Origin of the sequence: Neiella marina (assembly GCF_002165625.1) — a bacterium.
In the GTDB taxonomy this organism is placed as follows: domain Bacteria; phylum Pseudomonadota; class Gammaproteobacteria; order Enterobacterales; family Neiellaceae; genus Neiella; species Neiella marina.
The window spans coordinates 18,191-34,929 of record NZ_NGNS01000021.1; the positions used below are offsets into that span (position 1 = coordinate 18,191).

Genomic DNA, 16,739 nt, shown 5'->3' on the forward strand with positions numbered 1-16,739 from the left:
CAATTAGTAGTCAAGTTTCTTGGTTAAACCACGGCCAGTGGTTGCTGGCGCAGACGCCGCTAACTCACTAACGTCAGTCCAATAGTTGAACTCTCGAAGATCATCGAGCAAATGGCCGCGGGCCATGATCCAGTGGTGATCCATGCCGTGATTCATTACTGAGGCAGCAATCGATTGCGAGCAAATGTCTTTTGGCGCCACTTCGCCATAGCAGCCGCGATAACGCATCGGGGAGTCGACAATATCGCCTTCAAAGGCGAATACAGTCGAAGCATGCGGATACTGATACTTGGCAATGGTGACCGGACCAAGCTCCTGCAGGAATTCCACCAGCATGCCGCACGACTCGGATGGGTCAAAGTTGTCGAGGATGCTGTGATTTTGCATGTCGAAGGTGGTGCCTTGGCGCAGCAATTTGGTGGAGGTGCCGCCGCAGTGCCACATACCCACTTTGTTATCGGAATGATTGACGTAGGAGAAATCCATCAAGGTTGGCAGCCCTGCGCCAAGAGTCATCTCATTGAAAGTGACCATGGTCAGCAGTGCGCCCATGTCCGACTCATCGGCAATCGGCAAGCCCAGATCCTGTACCAAGGCACCGGCACCATCACCGGCAATGCCATATTGCTCAAACAGTTCTGGCCAGTTCTTCAGGGCGACACCGATATAGCCATTGGCATTGGCGTAATCACCCACAGCAAGGGCTAAACGGACAGACAAGAACAGCTCTTTTTCGTTGACCCCGTTTTTGCCCAACAGTGGCGATGCCAGCAATGCTTCAACAATCGGATTGACCACATCGGCACCGAAGGTCTTCTCACCATGCAACCACACAGTGGCCAAATCGACCCGATCGACATCTAAACCGAAATGCTTGGAGATGGACATTTCGTTTAGTTCGCAATCGTAGAAGCCCGGTACGCGCATGCCGCCAACCATGAGGATTTTGGCAAACTTCATTCGCGCCTTGGCAGAAGCAACCCGAATGAAGCGATCCAGCGAGGCGTTGAGTGCTTCAGCACCCGGCTCTTCAAATACCCAGCTGTACTTCACTTCCATCGAAGACAGGTTGTTGAGCAGGAAGTTCTGACCGCACAAGCGGTTAGCCGTTAGGTTGCCACCCGTTACTTCGGTGTGCGACCAGCTCAGCATTGGCATGTCGTTATTGCGCAACCAAGTTGCCAGCGCCATCGCCAGATCGCCAGCGATGTACGACGCTTGGTAGATCACCGTTGCTTTCATACCTTGAGCGGCATATTGATTGAGCAGCTTGAGCAAATCTTCGCGCGTTTGAATAGGCGTTGGCTCGGCCAGCAGCGAGTTACTATCGGACATAACACCTTCAATCTGCTGCTTGGCTTGGCTGTAAGAAGCTTTGGCTTTTTCCCAATCAAAATGCAATTCAAAGCCAATACCAATCAAACCAATGGCAACATTATCGCGAGGCTGGGCAGGGCTAATGGCCTGCTTCATCAAGTCTTCAACCACGCCTTTGCGTTCTAAAAAGTTAACAGTCATGGGGTTACGCCTTACTACTAGATTCAATGAAAGAATGTACTTGTTGTGCGGATGGGAATGCCGTACGGCCACCAAGGTGGCGCGCCACAAGAGCGGCAAAAGCAGCAGCGAATTGCATCCGCTCCGCTAAGCTATCGCCACGCAACAGGGCAAACGCATAGGCTGCGTGATAGGCATCGCCACAACCTGTGGTATCGACCACTTCAACACGGAAAATGCCTTGATGAATCACGCTGTCGCCGTCCAGCGCCCAGCTACCGTTGGCACCATCGGTGATCACCAATTGGCCATCGCTATGCTCGGCAAGGCGACGCAAGCAAATTTCTGGGTTTTGCTCAGCAGCCAGTTCTTGGGCGGCTTCGAGTGGCAAGATGGCGTGGCAGGCAAGGGCCAACATTTCCATCAGCGTGGCCTTGTCGCCAGCTTCAATATCAATGACCGATGGCACATTGGCCGCTTTGGCTTGTCGTAATAACTCAAGGTTGCCATCAACGTCATAGCCATCAACAAACACCAAGCGCGTGTTTGCGACCCAAGCTGGATTGACTTCAGCTGGCGTTAACGCCCGATAGCCTTGGAGGGAATAAAACACCGTGCGGTCGCCGTTGTCTGGATCGACTTCGACTAAAGCAATGGCGGGTTGAGCGCCAGACTCATGCAGCATCAAGCTGGTATCAACACCACAGCGCGCTAGTTCAGCTTGGGCGATCTGACTTTGGGTGTTGTCACCGTTAAAGCCAAGAAAAGCCGTGCTCATACCCAAACTAGCCAAGCCACAGGCGGCGTTACCGGCAGGAGCGCCGCCTTGGATCAGGATGTTATCTACTTGGTGCTTTTTACCCGCTTCATATTGGGTCGGCAGCGTGACCAACAGGTCAACTACGTTTAGTCCTGAGACAATGACATCAAACGCCATAACTCGTCCTCATCAACAGATTTTTCAGATGGGGCAAATTTACGTCGACCGGCAACAGGTATCTAAATACTGTGTTAGAGAAAACATGTACTATTTTTCCCACGAAAGACGATTAGTGATAGAGTTCACGGAACAAATCAGACTTATTTTTTGACAACGAGCCGCTGATGAGACCCATTCTTGAGCACATCCCCCATAGCCGAGAACAATCGTTTTACGCTGGGCGCTATAAAGGCCAAGGCTTTACCTTTCCGTGGCATTACCATCCCGAGTGGGAACTGACCTACATCATTTCAGGCACAGGTACGGCTTATACCGGCAACGCCATCCGCCACTTTGGTGATGGTGAACTAGCGCTCATGGGGCCGCACTTACCCCACTGTTGGAAAAGCAACGTCAATGATGGTGAGCAGGTCAGCTCGGTATTTATTCAATGGAGTGCTGATTTATTGGGCGACAAATGGATGGAGAAGTCCGAATTCAGCGCCATTCGAAAACTGCTAATGAATTGTGAATCGGGACTATTGTTTTCAGGCTATAAAGTGCCTTTTATTGGTGAGCGAATGCGCGAACTGGTTCGAGCCAAACCGTTTGAGCGACTACTGGCTTTTATGGCATTGCTGCAAGATCTCACCACCTTAGATGCCGAGCCCATCAGCCATGGTGGCATTCAATATCAGGACAATAACGCCTCAAAGCGAATCGAGAATATCCTCAATTATGTAGCGGCCAACTACGAGCAGAAGATCGACGCTCAGCAAATGGCCGACCTCACCAATATGACACCGGTGTCGTTCTCCAAATACTTTAAGCGGGTATTCAAAAAAACCTTTACCTCTTATCTCAATGAATACCGTGTGACTCAAGCGTGCGGCCTACTGATCCGTACCGATGAACCAGTGGAAGAAATTGGCTATCGCTGCGGCTACCAGAACATGGCGTTCTTTCACCGCCAATTCAAAACCATCATGAAGCAAACCCCGTTGAAATACCGCCAGCAATTTCAGGCCGCACAAGGCTAGCCCGATGACCTGTTTTGGTCATCGGGCGCAGCTGTATTGTTGCTTTATTGATTGGACAAGCCATCAACCTGAGGTAGCAGTGAGCGACGGAACCATTGCTCAATTAGCGATTTGTCATAAGCCAGTTTGTCTTGATTGAAGTTGTAAGCGCCGCCGCTATGCAAATAATTTCTGTTGTTCAACGCCTCTGCACCTTCTAAGACCACTGAGTTAGTGCTATCGAGTACCGCAAACTTGAAGCTAATGGCAGGGCTGTAAGCACGGTCATACACTCGCACGCCTCGCATACCAGCTTGTGTTTTCGCACTGGTATCGCCAGCCAAATCCAGATCGGTGACTAGCATTTGTAGCTTGTATCCTTCGGGTAGCTTGGCGGCATTGGCAGCAATAGTATCTCCTAACTGTTTAAACACATTGGTTCGATACTTAGTCGCAGTGGCGTGGCGACCTTCGTTAATATCACGGTAATTGTGCCATTCATGCCACTGTAGCTGCATATTGTCGGTGAGCTGAGTGACTGTTGTTTCTTGCTCTTGGGCAAGCGCCGCACCTGACATCAAAGCGCCAGCCATGATCACCAAAGCAACCCATTTACCTGTCATATTCGTTAAGCTTTTCATTGTGTTTCCTCTGCCTCTCTGTGCTCGTAAGGTAGGACAAAACTCATGTCGATGGGAGAATGTTAGTGACGAAAGAACGATTAAAAAACAGTCAAAAATGAAAACAACTGTTCCGCAAAGTGAGACAAAGTCGGTACAGCGTCGCTAGCTTCTTGTTTTGGCAAGTAATTAGATTCCTGCCCTCGGTTATCCAATCCTGTTCGCGAAAAACAAATGGTCAAATCATTTGAGCATTTAAACCTTTTTTACATTTCATTCGACTAAGTAGTAGTTATTCGTTTTCAATTAAAGGCAAACCATGAAGCTCATACTCACTATCTGTCTGTCAGTTATTCTGTTCACAGCAACGGCTTGGGCCAACCCAGTCAGCAAGGTGCTGATTGTCGTATCTAATAAAGTCCATATGGGCGATCCTGAACAGCATGATGCGAGAAACAACTTATGGGAGTTCGCGCCGCCTTATCATGTTTTTCTCAGTCATGGCTTCGATGTTGATTTTGTCTCTCCTGACGGTGGCAAAGTCGAGTTCATGATGGATCCGGTTGGCATTAGTAGTTACACCATCAAGCATGAGGGCTTTTTGGATAAAGCCAATAGCTCGATGTCGCCAGGCCAAGTCAATCCAAGTGAGTACTGGGGCGTGTTCATTGGTGGTGGCTACGGGGTCATGTTTGACGTCGCAAACAACCAACAAATCCATTCGCTCATCAGCCAAATTTATCAGTCTGGCGGCATTGTTGGCGTTGGCGGTCATGGTGCAGCAGGCATTGCCAACGTCAAATTGGCCAATGGCGAATTTTTAGTGAAGGGGAAAAGAGTGGCAGGATTTCCAAACGCGACTGAAACAGCCAAACCATGGGCTAAACAAGGGACTTTGCTACCTTTTTTGATTGAAAGCCAACTCAACAAAAATGGTGCTTTGGCACAGAATAAACAGACTCTGAAAGATAAGCATGCGGTGGTTACCGATCAAAGAATCGTGTCAACCATGTTTCTGCCGTCGGCCGCACTTGTGGCGAAAGAAATGATTGTCGAAAACGCATTATAAGTCGCAGGAAACCCTCAACCAGCGACTCGAACAGGGTTTAAATAATCCGCCGAGGCCATCGTAAGCTGCCCAAGACGACTGGCATCCATCAAAAGGATGCCAGCCAAAGACTCTTTTTCTAACGTATTACTTCGCCTGTTGCGGTAATTTTATAAGCGGGCTTTTGCCGAGCTTCTTTCAAGTTGTTTTGGTAAAGCTCTTGGTAGAACTGGTCTTTCACCTTCTTGTATTCATATGATTGAAGGAGAATGTTATTGATGTTTTTCTTATTCCACTGATTCCATAGCCGTACAAGCTGTTCTTGTCGTTCAGGATATTGATCCACCAAGTTATTCTTTTCATGGGGATCATTCTTCATATCAAAAAAGCTTCTTCCCACTTCAGGCAATGGCTGATTCAAGTACTTTGAATCCATGGTGCGTACAGCAAAGATATTGTCCTGTTCTTCTAATCGCCAAAACAAGGCTTGGTGAGGCGTTCCGGTCTTTTGGCCTGTCACGTAGGGCAATAGATTGACGCCATCAAGCTCGCCGTCTTCAACTTGTGCCCCTGCTAGAGCTACTGACGTCGCGGCAATATCGAGTGAAGAAACCAACCCCTTAAACTTAACGCCTTGCTTTATTTTAGCTGGCCAGTGAGCAATGAAAGGTACGTGAATTCCGCCCTCTAAAAGCGCTACTTTACCGCGCCTAAAAGGCGAATTATCTGCCCAGTTGAATGTTGGCAACCAAGCTTCAGGAAACACACCACCATTGTCCGATAAGAAGAAGATCAGAGTATTGTCTAATTTTCCAGCTTCTTTGAGGGCGTTTACAACCATTCCAATACCCTCATCCATAGCATCAACCATGGCAGCATAGATACGGCGCTCGTTGTTTTCGATATGCTGATACTTGTCGATGAATTGTTTAGGTGCCTGCAACGGTGCATGAGGTGCGTTGTAAGACAAATACATGAGAAATGGAGCATCTTTACTGCCCTCAATGTAGCGGGCAGCATCTCGACTGAGCGCTGTGGTGAGGTATTCGTCAAATTCAGCAACACCAGTATTACGCATAATTGGTAAAGAATAGCCGTCACCACCAACAGTGACCTGTCCAGGCATGTAGTTGTGGCCGCCATCTAAGAATCCGTAGAAGTAATCAAACCCTCTCTTATTGGGTTGAAAATGAGGCGCTCCCCCCAAGTGCCACTTACCAAATATGGAAGTTTTATAGCCCACCTCTTGTAGCCGCTTAGCAAATGTTTTTTCCGTTAACGGCAGCCCCATATGCGGGTCTGAGGGCGAATAACTGACATTGTTCTCCATCCCAAAGCGGGCCTGATATCGGCCCGTCAATAATCCTGCACGGGAAGGTCCACAATAAGGATGAGTCACAAAGCCATTTTCAAAAGTTACGCCGTTTTGGGCCAATTCATCCAAATTAGGTGTTTTGATCTCCGTCGGACCGGTGAACCCAACATCGTTGTAGCCTAAGTCGTCAGCCAGAATCACGACAATATTAGGTCGGCTCTCTTCGGCTAAAACGGGGCTATTTAAGCCAACAAGGCACAGGGAAACAAATCCCAATAGTATGAGTCGATTCATTATGTTACCTCTTAATTGTGACTCTGATTGTTCTGGTACTTATTAATTCGCTCCATCGCTGAAGCCTCATATTTGCGTTGTAACTGCCACGCAGGCCTTGCCAAGGTCGTCTCCCATTGGAAAAGAGCTTTATAGAGCGCGCGAACCTTTTGCGGGTGGCTGGCTGCTAAGTCATGTTTTTCTGCCTGATCTTTTTCGAGGTTGTAGAGCTCTGCAGGTCGATCAGGGAAGCGCAATAGCTTCCAGTCGCCATCGCGTATCGCTGCTCGATTTTCTTTTTTCCAATAGAGCTTTTGATGCGGGCGAGACTGTTTAGCGCCAGTAACAAAGGGTTTTAAATCATCACCATCAAGGTCGGTCAGCTCATTTGCATTGCCACCCGCCGCATTCAAAAAGGTGGGGAGCAAATCTAATGTGCTTACGGGGTATTCATAGACTGTTGCCGCTTTGGTCACGCCAGGCCAACGCATTAGAAACGGCACTCGAATACCACCTTCTAAATGACTCGCCTTAGTGCCGCTTAACGGGTAGTTATCAGAGGCGTTTTGATCGCTAGGACCGCCGTTGTCATTGGTAAATATCACGAGGGTATTGTCGCCCAACCCTAGTTCATCGAGACGGGTCAACACCCGACCAATGGCCCGATCCATGGACAGATTCATAGCTGCAAGTGTTTTGCGTTTCCCTGTTAAATTTGGAAATTGCGCTAAGTCGTCAGGCTCAGCTTGCATCGGCGCATGAACCGCATTGAAAGAGAGATAGATAAAGAATGGTTGGTTGCCATTTTGCTCCATGTACTCAATGGCACCGTCTGCAAGTACGTCGGTTAGATAAGCTTTGGGTTCAGAGAAGTTTTTAAAATTCTCCTCCAGCCTATTTTGGGGCAGTGCATCGGCCTCTTCAGCGGTTAACTCATAATAGCTCCGAGCACCCCCTCGGAATCCGTAGAAGTAGTCAAAGCCTCGCTTGTTAGGGTGAAAGCGATCTGCGTCACCTTGGTGCCATTTGCCAAAGATAGCTGTTTTATAACCACGTTCTTGCAGGTAGTTGGCGATGGTTTTTTGGTTCAATGGCAGACCCATATCACTGCCAGTCAAACCATGTTGGCTCATGTAGCCTTCAGCGTTGATGTTGTTTTCTTCAAAACCAAATCGCTGCTGATATCTTCCTGTCAGCAAACCCGCCCTAGATGGGCCACAAACAGCGGCCGACACGTAAGCTTGATCAAATCGCATCCCTTGTTTTGCCAATTGATCCAAGTTAGGGGTTTTCATTTCGCGACTTCCATGAAAACCAAAATCAGCATACCCTGCGTCATCCGAAAAAATTAACAGAATGTTCGGTGAAGCGGCATGGGTACACTGACTCACAGCGAGCAGTATCAAAGCAATATGGCAGAGAAAGAGAGTTCGCATCTAACGCCTTAACCCGAGAGCAATAAATTATTTAGGAAGTCCGTTATAGCTCAACGAAAAAAAACAGCGTTAGTAATTGTCCAAATCACTTTAAAAATAAAACTTATCGATAAAAATTAATAACATAATAAACATCAAAAGCACTTATATTGAGACTTTTGTCAACAATAGTTAGCGTCAAAGAGAGGGCAATCTAGCCAATAGAAATGATTGAAACAGAGACTAGCATTGAGCTTTTTGCTCGGCGAGTTGTCCCGTTCGCCGCAGCCCATATCTTCGCGATGGTGTTGATATATCTGACCATGATTCGGGCAAGATTCGGTAAAGCCTATCCTGGTTTTGCCATATTTTTTCTTTGTTTAATTGTTTTTCTTTGCGGCCCAATCATCAATACATTTAATGTCAGTGTGCTTAGTACAGGCTACGATATTTTGAGAAATAGCCTGCTCTTTACGCTAGGCACGCCCGCACTGCTTAGTTCACTTTTCATGGTTTCAGGGCGCCCAATCAAGAAAGCTCTACTCGCGCTTCCATGTGCGTTAGGCGCAACTTGGTCGCTTTTATTTATTGTCACTCACCCAGAGACACAACATTGGCAACTAAATCCCTTGGGAGATGGTAACTACCCCCTTGTCTATTACTCTCAGGCCGCTTTAATTGTCCTTTGCTTGATACTGCCAGTACTCCACCTGCTTAAAACTAAACCGGAACGTTCGGTAAGGATTTACCTATTTGGCACGCTTAGTCTTTGCCTATTTATGTTAGTGGGCGATCTGTTCCAAGCTTGGGAGCTTTACTATGCTGGTTCGAGCTTAACGGCGCTGAGTTGGGGCTGGGCCGCGTTTAGCGACATTCAAGAAACCAATCGAAGAGTTGAGCAGCATGCACGCCATGAAAAGGCTTTGGCCAAAGCACAGTTTGCGTCGGCTCAACAGAATTCTTTTAGTGATTACTATCCCACAGAGCAAGATATGGCTTACCCATTTCGCGAGCGGGATGAGCTGGTTGAAGTGGTAAAGACCGCTAGCGGTGGGTTGGTCGATGAAAAAGCGACGGAACTACTCAAAGCACTGAGTATCTTCACTCACCACCAGTTGGGTACGATGCGAGTTCGATGTCGAGAGGTTTTATTTACTCTGGTTGATACCGCTATTTTCGTTGGAGCAGACGCTAAAGAACTCATCGCCACTCTAGAAAGCATAGGTAAAACGATTGAGCAGTGTCATGATGAAGGCTCACTACACCGGCTTATGATCAACGAATGCCATCAGTTAGTTGATCGAGTCGCAAATTGCTCCAACCAAAACAGGGATTTGCAACTAGTTGAACAAGTCAAAGAATGTCTTCGCACCGAGTACTATAAAGATCTATCAATCAACGACATTGCGAGTCATGTGGGAGCAAGCCGTTCTCACATAATGCGTCTATTTAAAGAGCACACAGAACAAACGATTAATCAGTACCTAACGGACATACGTATTGCTAAGGCTAAACAACTGCTTCTCTCTCGGTCAGTCACGGAAACTACCTTCGAAGTGGGCTTCAATAACACAACCTATTTTTCTACTGTGTTTAAAAAGCTCACAGGGTTAACTCCTCGACAATATCAACAACAAGCTAAACAATCCGCATGAACTCGGCGAGCTTTTCGGGCTCATGGGCACCGGAAACGGCTTGCGCGCGATTGAATACAAAGGTCGGTACTGAGCGGATGCCCATGTCGACCCACTCTAGCTCTTCAGCTCTTACCGCTTCGGCAAAGCGTTCATCGGCAAGCACCGCTTGTGCTTCGGCTTGATCTAAACCGACAGCAACGGCTTCGGTAACCAGCACAGCATCCTCATCAATGACTTTTCGCTCCCCAAAAAACGCCGAGAACAAGCGCATCTTTAGCTCTGTTTCTTTGCCAAACTGGCGAGCATAATGCAGCAGCTGATGCGCTTTGAAGGTGTTAAACATCTTCATTTCATCGAAGTAATCAAAGCGAAACCCCAAATTAGCGCCGATTTGGGTCAGCTCGGCTCGGGCATTAAAACTGCCTTCTTTGGTCGTGCCGTACTTGGCCGCCAGATGGTCACGCAAATTTTCGCCACCCAAAGGCATTTTCGGATTCAGCTCAAACGGATGCCAATGAAGCTCTACCTCTATGTCATCGGCAACCAGTTCTAATGCTCTCTCAAGCCGCTTGTAACCTATGATGCACCAAGGGCAAACCACATCAGAAACTAGGTCTAGGCGGATTTTTTTCTTACTCATTTCGATTTGCTCACATCGCTCTTGAAGCGCTCGGCATTTTCCCGCTCTTGGGCGGCCACGTCGCCTTTGCCGAAGAACGCCCAAAACGGCTTAGGGATCTCAAGCGCACGTTGGGTTGCCTCACGACCATCAATTCGATCAAACCATGCCTGCAAATGCGGCAAGCCATCGACCGAGACATTGGCCCAGTAATAAGCTCTGGCCCAAGGGTAAGTCGCCATATCAGCAATGGTGTATTCGTCATTGACGAGGTATTCGCGGCCTTGCAAATGGCTGTTTAGCACTTCCATCAAGCGTCGGCTCTCATCGACATAACGTTTGATGGCAAAAGGATGCTCCTCGCCTTGCTTAGCAGCAATACGCTGAAAATACATCGCCTGCCCCATCATTGGCCCGACGCCGCCCATTTGGAACATCAGCCACTGCAAGGTTTTCGAGCGTTCATTGGCATCTTCAGGAAGAAACTTGCCGTATTTCTCAGCTAAGTACCAAAGAATCGCGCCCGACTCGAAAACCACAAAGTTATCGTTAGAGCGATCGACAATGGTCGGAATGCGCCCGTTAGGGTTGAGCTTGACGTAATCAGGTGCTTTTTGTTCTTTCTTGGAAAAATCAATGTACGTCAGATCGTACTCCACGCCAGCTTCTTCCAAGAAGATCACTGGCTTCCAGCCATTCATAGTCGAAGCGGTGTACAGATGAATATCTTTTGCTGTGCTCATGGTCTTGCGTTGCTCCTTATCGCTGTGATGGATGGGTCCAGGCGAATGCCTTCATTGGCGCATCCACCTCGGTATGAGTCAGCGCATTGGTGAAATTGGAAATCAACTTAGACGCCAACCCCGTTAACACTTCCAACGCCTGTCGTTTGGTGTACCCAGCATCAAGAAACTGTTGCAGTTTGTCATCGCCGATATGGCCACGTTGATCGAGCAGGGCTTTGGCAAAATCATGGAGCGCTTGCAACTTGGTATCTGGGATCACGGTGCCTTCACGCAAGGCTTCAATGACCTGTTCTGGCATCTTGCCAGCTTTCATCATCCAGGTATGACCGGGCACGCAATAGTGGCAGTTATTCTCAAAATTAGAGGTCATAAACACCACTTGCTGCTCCACCGGCGATAGCGTGGTGTTGTTCATGAACAACGAGAAGGTTGTGTTATAGGCCTCATAAGTTGCCGGCGCTTCGGCGAGTATTTTGTGCAAGTTGGGTAACATGCCAAAACCTTTTTGCGACTGCTCCATCAAAGGCTTGGACTGTTCCGGTGCGTTGTCTAATTCATAGTAAGTAAACATCAATGGCTCCTAGCAATGTTGGGATCAAAATGTTGTTGGCTTATACGTCTGTTGCAGCTCAGAAGTTGGCATTCAAATGCGCTTCAAAGCGTTTGAAATCAGCTTCCACATTGGGGTTCTTCATCACGTCGTAGCAAGCGAATGTTGGCAGCGCCGTCATACCAAAGAAGCGGAAATTGGCATGCATGTGCATCATCAAGTCATCAACACTTTTACCTTGGAACAAGTATTCGCTGGCGTCGTTAAAAGACTCTTCTGGGGCATTAAAGGTCAGCGATAACATGTACTTGGTGTTTGCACGAGAGCCGCCAGTGCCATAGTTTTTCTTCGGCTCTTCCGGCGTGCGACCGTCAAAGTTGCACAATGCGCCGCCCATACCTGCGGTGAATACTTCATCCATGTACTTCTTAAATGACCATGGAATGGTCATCCAATTGATTGGCGTTTGTAGGATCACCCGATCTGCCCATTCAAAGTGACCCAGCTGTTCTTCAACAACAATGTCATCTTGCATCGTCACCACGCGCACTGCATGACCGTTAGCTTCCAGCGTTGCTTTCGCTTGGTTAACCAAAGACGCATTTAACTTACCTTCCGAATAAGGCGATGGTTCATGGGCATTGATAATTAGAACGTGACTCACTGTGGCGGCTCCTCAGTTGAATTGTCAGTAACGGTACTCAGTCTAGTACCAAATCTGTCGAACACCGGTTCATTATGGTAACCTACATACCAATTTCAATTAGTTACCTTTTGGTAACCTATATGTTTTTTGAGGTTAGCTTTGAAAAGTTATTTAGAAACAGATGACTACGGTAGAAAAAAAGTGGTCAACCCATGCCTTGAGCCCTGTTCAATCGAAAAAGGCATGCGAATGATTGGCGGCAAATGGACCGGCTCCATCATCTATCACCTCAAAGACGGCCCGGTTCGATTCAATGATTTGAGTCGCATGCTTGGTGGTGCCAGCAAAAAAATGGTCGATCAGCGACTGAAAGAATTGGAAAGCAACGGTATGGTCATTCGCAAAGTGATTAGTGACCGGCCAGTGGCGGTCACCTATGAACTAACGCCGTTTGGCCAATCGGCATTGGAGTGCTTAGACAAGTTGCGCGAATGGTCGGAGTCGAATCAACTCTAAGCACGCAGGCAAAAATCGTTGAAGCAATTATGTAAAACCGATCCAGCTCTCATCTTCTTTTTGCATCTCACCTTAGAATAAATTGTAAATTGTTAACCATTATTCAATTGCAACTATGACGCGCTTTGCTTACTCCATTGCAGCTCTCTCTATCACTATGACTTCAGTTAATCTCAGCCAAGCGGCTAGCTTTGATTCGGATCTGGCGCTGTTAGCCGACAATTACCAACCCATTGTATTAACCAGCGGCGACAATCGCCTGGCGGTATTGGCCGAGTTTCAAGGCCGCGCCATGGTGAGCAGCATGTCTGGCGATCAAGGCAATAGCATTGGTTGGTTTGACCGAGAGTTACTCAAGCAAGATCTGAGTGAGATTGAAAACCTCAATGTGGGTGGTGTCAGCCGTTTGTGGTTCGGCCCTGAAAAAGGCCCTTATGCACTGTTTTTCGAGCCGGGAACGGCGCAGGTTGCAGAAACAGTGCACTATCAAGAAGCCATTACCACTGTTGCTTTTGATATCGTCAATCAAACGCCACAACAAGTGACATTCGAGCAAGACATTCAACTTGTCAATCACATGGAAACTGAGTTCAGTTTTCATGTCAGCCGTTCTGTTGCTTTGTTTGATGCTGCCGAACTGGCGAAATCGCTAGCGGTGACCATTCCCGATGGCATTCGGGCTATTGGTTTTAGTGCGTCGACGACGCTTACCAACGCCGGCAACAAACCGTTGTCACGGCAAACCGGATTAATATCAATTTGGGAGTTAGGCTGTTTCTCCCCGAATGCCACCATCGCAATTCCGTTGAGCCAGCCCTTAACTGAGGTGACATCCTACTTCACTCCGACCAAAGCCAGTCATACCAAAATCGTTGACGAAACGGTGTTCTACAAAGCTGATGCTAGTTACATGAACAAGATTGGCGTTCCACCAGAGCAAACGAAACCCATTATTGGCAGCTATAACCCAGAGCTGAATCTGTTGACCATTGTTAAGTTTCAGTTCGAGCCGCCAGAAGATGGCAGTTACGTTAATTCGGTGTGGCAGGATGATGTCGACCCATACGGTGGCGATGTCACCAATATCTTCAACTATGGTTTGTTGGCCAACGGTCAGCCTGGGCCATTTTATGAGCTGGAAACGTCGTCTCATGCCAGAGAGTTGGCCATTGGCGAAAGCTTAAGCCATTACCACAACACCTACCACTTCAGCGGCGATCAACAACAGCTGAGCATACTGAGCGAAGCACTACTTGGCGTCTCTTTGCAGCAATTGCAGCAAGTGTTTACAGCGACCAATTAGTCACCGCTGGGCAACGCCCTCCATGCGTTTCAAACAGTCGATCGAAAGACAATGTCAAGTGACGAGAGCAAAATAGTTCAACGCTGAACAAACGACCAACATTTGCTTGCTTTTTGTTCGCCCCGAAAAAAATGCACCATAGAGATCCGTCACGCACAATATAGATGCAAAAGAATAAGGAAACGCACCAAACAAGCTCAAAAAAAACCTTAAGATTGTCGTAAGTCATTCAAAATGTTTACTTTTTATTACAGATGTGAAGAATGCTACAGCGATGCAACGGCGCATCGACAATACAATTTGAGGACTATCGTGAAAGGACTGTGGTTTTTACCCGCATTGTTAGTGGCTCTTCCAGCCCAAGCAGCAGATGAGTCGCGGGTAATTGATTTACTTTGGGTGGTTGTGGCCGCTGGCTTAGTGTTTTTTATGCAAGCAGGCTTCACCATGTTTGAATCTGGCCTCATTCGGGCCAAAAATAGCTACAACGTCGCAGTAAAAAACATATCAGACTTTACCGTTGCTGTGTTGTCATTCTGGTTTATCGGCTTTGGCCTGATGTTTGGCGAAACCAACTCGGGCTTGTTTGGCGGCACAGGATTTTTCGGTAGTTTGCTCAATCAACCCTTCGACTTTGCCTTCTTTCTATTCCAGGCAACATTTGTCGGTACCGCCGCCACCATCGTCGCTGGCGCAGTTGCCGAGCGAATGAAGTTTCGGGCCTACCTTATTATCTCTGTCATTATCAGCTTGGTGATTTATCCGGTCAGTGGCCACTGGGCATGGGGCAGCCTACTGTTGGGCGACAGTCAAGGCTGGCTCGAGACCAAGGGCTTTATGGATTTCGCTGGCTCCACAGTGGTTCACTCAGTTGGTGCTTGGGTCGCATTAGCTGGGGTGATCGTCTTAGGGCCGCGCAAAGGGCGCTTCAATGACAAAGGTGAAGTAGAGGAAATCCCCGGTCACAACCTGCTACTTGCAACTTTGGGCGTGTTTATTTTGTGGTTTGGTTGGTTTGGCTTCAACGGTGGCAGCACGCTAAAAGCAGAAGGCGCAATCGCCAAAATTATCGTCAACACCTTGCTTGCAGCTAGCGCAGGCGGTTTAACTTGCCTTATGCTGTCATGGCTACAGCACCAAGGAAAAGTAAGAGTAGAACAAGCACTAAATGGCATTTTGGCGGGTTTAGTGTCAATTACCGCTGGCTGTGCTTTTGTCGAGCCGAGTAGTGCGATTTGGATTGGTTTGATTGGCGCAGCGATAGTCTACAGCGCAGAACTCATCATCCTTCACGTCTTTAAGCTCGACGATCCGGTCGGCGCCGTTGCGGTCCATGGTATTGGTGGAATCTGGGGTACTTTAGCTGTGGCCCTGTTCGCTGAAACATCTCAACTGGCCGCCGGCTCTCACATTGAGCAATTTATGGTGCAGCTGACCGGCGTCGTCACAACCTTTGGCTGGGCCTTTGGCATGGGACTGGTGACTTTCTTCCTGCTGAAGGTGTTTCATGATTTGCGTGTTACCGAGGCTGAAGAAGACTTAGGGTTAAACGTGGTCGAACACGGCGCAAAAACGGTCTGGCTCGATACCATGAAAACCATGCATCATATTGTTCACACCGGTGACTTGACCAATCGCGCTCCTGTCGAACGAGCAACCGAAGCTGGCGAGACAGCCATTGCGTTTAACCACCTGCTCGATAAGTTCCAAAGTAGTATTGGCTTAATGGCCGATTCGGCACGCAATATTTCGGTTCAAAGCACCCAGTTGGATCAAGTCGTCACCCACAGCGCTGATGGTATCTATCGACAGCAAGGATTGACCAAAAGCATCAACGAGCTAATGGCTGATGTGTTGAATCAGGCAGAGAAAACGCAAACGTCTTCGACTCGTGGTGCCGAATTGGTATCACAGGCTCAGCAGGACGTGACTCAAGGCGTTGGTCAAGTAGAACAACTCGCTAGCGCGGTATCTCGATTGTCCACCGACTTGCACCAAGCCTCAGAACGAGCCGATCGATTGGCAGTAAAAACAAACGCCATTAGCGAAGTCGTGGAGCTGATTCAGAATATCGCAGGACAAACCAATTTGTTGGCATTGAATGCTGCAATCGAATCAGCCCGAGCTGGTAGCCACGGCAAAGGTTTTGCGGTTGTCGCCGAGGAAGTTCGACATTTAGCGCAGCGCACACAAGTCGCCACCGAGGAGATTCAGGGGCAAATCGAGTCGCTGCAAGACGAAGCGTCAACATCTGCGCAAGTACTCAAAGACTACTCCGCCAGCGCATTGACCAATGCCGATCAATCGCGAGATACCCTGACCGCTCTGAGATCACTAGTCAACGTGGTTGATAGTATTACTGATCTGAATGTCCAAATCGCTAACTCGGCCAGCCATCAGGCTCAACTATCAAAGCAAACTCACGATTTAATTGACGAAGTCCATCAAATTGCCGCAGGCAACCAAGCCAGCACCACGCAATTGGCTCAAGCGTCAGAAGAGTTAAGAAGTAGCGTGAAAGGGTTTGAACAGGACATTAAAAGCTATCGACATCGAAACTACGACCCGGTGAGCTGTTGACCATAGAGAGCTTGGTGAGTTCCAGTGAGCTCACCA

General features: G+C 48.1%; 15 protein-coding genes. 6 read left to right on the plus strand and 9 right to left on the minus strand.

Annotated features, from left to right (window positions below):
* Positions 1-3: 3 nt before the first annotated feature.
* Positions 4-1,518, minus strand: coding sequence for an L-fucose/L-arabinose isomerase family protein (locus tag CBE68_RS14540; protein WP_087506827.1), 1,515 nt, complete (start codon positions 1,516-1,518; stop codon positions 4-6).
* A gap of 4 nt (positions 1,519-1,522) precedes the next feature.
* Positions 1,523-2,434, minus strand: coding sequence for a carbohydrate kinase family protein (locus tag CBE68_RS14545; protein ID WP_087506828.1), 912 nt, complete (start codon positions 2,432-2,434; stop codon positions 1,523-1,525).
* 167 nt (positions 2,435-2,601) lie between these two features.
* Between CBE68_RS14545 and CBE68_RS14550 the strand changes: the two genes are divergently transcribed.
* Positions 2,602-3,456: an AraC family transcriptional regulator gene (locus tag CBE68_RS14550; protein WP_087506829.1), complete on the plus strand. Its 855-nt coding sequence runs from the start codon at positions 2,602-2,604 to the stop codon at positions 3,454-3,456.
* Positions 3,457-3,500: 44 nt separating this feature from the next.
* Here CBE68_RS14550 and CBE68_RS14555 read toward each other — a convergent pair whose 3' ends face one another.
* A complete protein-coding gene (locus CBE68_RS14555; RefSeq protein ID WP_087506830.1) occupies positions 3,501-4,076 on the minus strand; it encodes a DUF3016 domain-containing protein in 576 nt (191 codons plus the stop codon).
* Positions 4,077-4,374: 298 nt separating this feature from the next.
* Here CBE68_RS14555 and CBE68_RS14560 point away from each other — a divergent pair, with 298 nt between their 5' ends.
* Positions 4,375-5,124 carry a type 1 glutamine amidotransferase domain-containing protein gene (locus CBE68_RS14560; protein WP_087506831.1) on the plus strand — a complete coding sequence of 250 codons (750 nt, stop codon included), beginning with the start codon at positions 4,375-4,377 and terminating at the stop codon, positions 5,122-5,124.
* Positions 5,125-5,242: 118 nt separating this feature from the next.
* Here the strand turns inward: CBE68_RS14560 and CBE68_RS14565 are convergent, their stop codons facing one another.
* Both CBE68_RS14565 and CBE68_RS14570 read right to left on the minus strand, forming a co-directional pair.
* Entirely contained in the window at positions 5,243-6,712 is a 1,470-nt protein-coding gene (locus CBE68_RS14565; protein ID WP_087506832.1) for a sulfatase family protein, read from the minus strand.
* Positions 6,713-6,723: 11 nt separating this feature from the next.
* The gene (locus tag CBE68_RS14570; protein ID WP_087506833.1) at positions 6,724-8,127 is read right to left on the minus strand and encodes a sulfatase; all 1,404 of its coding nucleotides are present in this window, start codon (positions 8,125-8,127) and stop codon (positions 6,724-6,726) included.
* A 488-nt stretch (positions 8,128-8,615) separates the two neighbouring features.
* Between CBE68_RS14570 and CBE68_RS14575 the strand changes: the two genes are divergently transcribed.
* Positions 8,616-9,761, plus strand: coding sequence for a helix-turn-helix transcriptional regulator (locus CBE68_RS14575; RefSeq protein ID WP_158100625.1), 1,146 nt, complete (start codon positions 8,616-8,618; stop codon positions 9,759-9,761).
* Here CBE68_RS14575 and CBE68_RS14580 read toward each other — a convergent pair.
* Genes CBE68_RS14580 through CBE68_RS14595 form a run of 4 tightly spaced genes read right to left on the minus strand, consistent with a single transcriptional unit; the run spans position 9,745 to position 12,322 of the window.
* Positions 9,745-10,383, minus strand: a complete 639-nt coding sequence (locus tag CBE68_RS14580) for a DsbA family oxidoreductase (RefSeq protein WP_087506835.1) — start codon at positions 10,381-10,383, stop codon at positions 9,745-9,747. The two genes, CBE68_RS14575 and CBE68_RS14580, sit on opposite strands and share 17 nt — an antisense overlap.
* Positions 10,380-11,105 (minus strand): glutathione S-transferase family protein, encoded by a 726-nt coding sequence (locus CBE68_RS14585; protein ID WP_087506836.1) that lies wholly within the window; start codon positions 11,103-11,105, stop codon positions 10,380-10,382. The genes CBE68_RS14580 and CBE68_RS14585 overlap by 4 nt, the downstream gene beginning before the upstream one ends.
* 16 nt (positions 11,106-11,121) lie before the next feature.
* Positions 11,122-11,679, minus strand: coding sequence for a carboxymuconolactone decarboxylase family protein (locus tag CBE68_RS14590; RefSeq protein WP_087506837.1), 558 nt, complete (start codon positions 11,677-11,679; stop codon positions 11,122-11,124).
* 58 nt (positions 11,680-11,737) lie between these two features.
* Complete coding sequence (locus CBE68_RS14595; protein WP_087506838.1) at positions 11,738-12,322, minus strand: NAD(P)H-dependent oxidoreductase; 585 nt, start codon at positions 12,320-12,322, stop codon at positions 11,738-11,740.
* A 141-nt stretch (positions 12,323-12,463) separates the two neighbouring features.
* Between CBE68_RS14595 and CBE68_RS14600 the strand changes: the two genes are divergently transcribed.
* The 3 genes from CBE68_RS14600 (at position 12,464) to amt (ending at position 16,703) form a co-directional block, all read left to right on the plus strand.
* A complete protein-coding gene (locus CBE68_RS14600; protein WP_087506839.1) occupies positions 12,464-12,820 on the plus strand; it encodes a winged helix-turn-helix transcriptional regulator in 357 nt (118 codons plus the stop codon).
* A gap of 157 nt (positions 12,821-12,977) precedes the next feature.
* Positions 12,978-14,123: a DUF6786 family protein gene (locus CBE68_RS14605; RefSeq protein ID WP_143824581.1), complete on the plus strand. Its 1,146-nt coding sequence runs from the start codon at positions 12,978-12,980 to the stop codon at positions 14,121-14,123.
* 312 nt (positions 14,124-14,435) lie between these two features.
* Positions 14,436-16,703 carry an ammonium transporter gene (gene amt / locus CBE68_RS14610; protein ID WP_229744771.1) on the plus strand — a complete coding sequence of 756 codons (2,268 nt, stop codon included), beginning with the start codon at positions 14,436-14,438 and terminating at the stop codon, positions 16,701-16,703.
* Positions 16,704-16,739 lie beyond the last annotated feature (36 nt).